This window comes from Streptomyces sp. NPDC093085 (assembly GCF_040683935.1).
Classification (GTDB): domain Bacteria; phylum Actinomycetota; class Actinomycetes; order Streptomycetales; family Streptomycetaceae; genus Streptomyces.
Genome location: NZ_JBFBFB010000028.1, coordinates 1 through 1318 on the forward strand (window position 1 = coordinate 1; position 1318 = coordinate 1318).

The window sequence follows — 1318 nt, forward strand, 5'->3', positions numbered from 1 at the left end:
GGGGGTGGGAGTCCTCATCTCGAAGCAGGCTTCCCGCTTAGATGCTTTCAGCGGTTATCCTTTCCGAACGTAGCCAACCAGCCATGCCCTTGGCAGAACAACTGGCACACCAGAGGTTCGTCCGTCCCGGTCCTCTCGTACTAGGGACAGCCCTTCTCAAGACTCCTACGCGCGCAGCGGATAGGGACCGAACTGTCTCACGACGTTCTAAACCCAGCTCGCGTACCGCTTTAATGGGCGAACAGCCCAACCCTTGGGACCGACTCCAGCCCCAGGATGCGACGAGCCGACATCGAGGTGCCAAACCATCCCGTCGATATGGACTCTTGGGGAAGATCAGCCTGTTATCCCCGGGGTACCTTTTATCCGTTGAGCGACGGCGCTTCCACAAGCCACCGCCGGATCACTAGTCCCGACTTTCGTCCCTGCTCGACCCGTCGGTCTCACAGTCAAGCTCCCTTGTGCACTTACACTCAACACCTGATTACCAACCAGGCTGAGGGAACCTTTGGGCGCCTCCGTTACCCTTTAGGAGGCAACCGCCCCAGTTAAACTACCCATCAGACACTGTCCCTGATCCGGATCACGGACCCAGGTTAGACATCCAGCACGACCAGAGTGGTATTTCAACGACGACTCCCCCCGAACTGGCGTCCGAAGTTCACAGTCTCCCACCTATCCTACACAAGCCGAACCGAACACCAATATCAAACTATAGTAAAGGTCCCGGGGTCTTTCCGTCCTGCTGCGCGAAACGAGCATCTTTACTCGTAATGCAATTTCACCGGGCCTATGGTTGAGACAGTCGAGAAGTCGTTACGCCATTCGTGCAGGTCGGAACTTACCCGACAAGGAATTTCGCTACCTTAGGATGGTTATAGTTACCACCGCCGTTTACTGGCGCTTAAGTTCTCAGCTTCGCCACCCCGAAGAGCAGCTAACCGGTCCCCTTAACGTTCCAGCACCGGGCAGGCGTCAGTCCGTATACATCGCCTTACGGCTTCGCACGGACCTGTGTTTTTAGTAAACAGTCGCTTCTCGCTGGTCTCTGCGGCCACCCCAAGCTCAGGATGCTAGACCCATCACCCAGAATGGCCCCCCTTCTCCCGAAGTTACGGGGGCATTTTGCCGAGTTCCTTAACCATAGTTCACCCGAACGCCTCGGTATTCTCTACCAGACCACCTGAGTCGGTTTAGGGTACGGGCCGCCATGAAACTCGCTAGAGGCTTTTCTCGACAGCATAGGATCATCCACTTCACCACAATCGGCTCGGCATCAGGTCTCAGACTCATGTGCGACGGATTTACCTACCGCACG

General features: G+C 56.2%; 1 rRNA gene. It reads right to left on the reverse strand.

Features of this window, described 5'->3' with window-relative positions:
• Positions 1–1318, reverse strand: a 23S ribosomal RNA gene (locus AB0O07_RS35985); the annotation flags it as partial.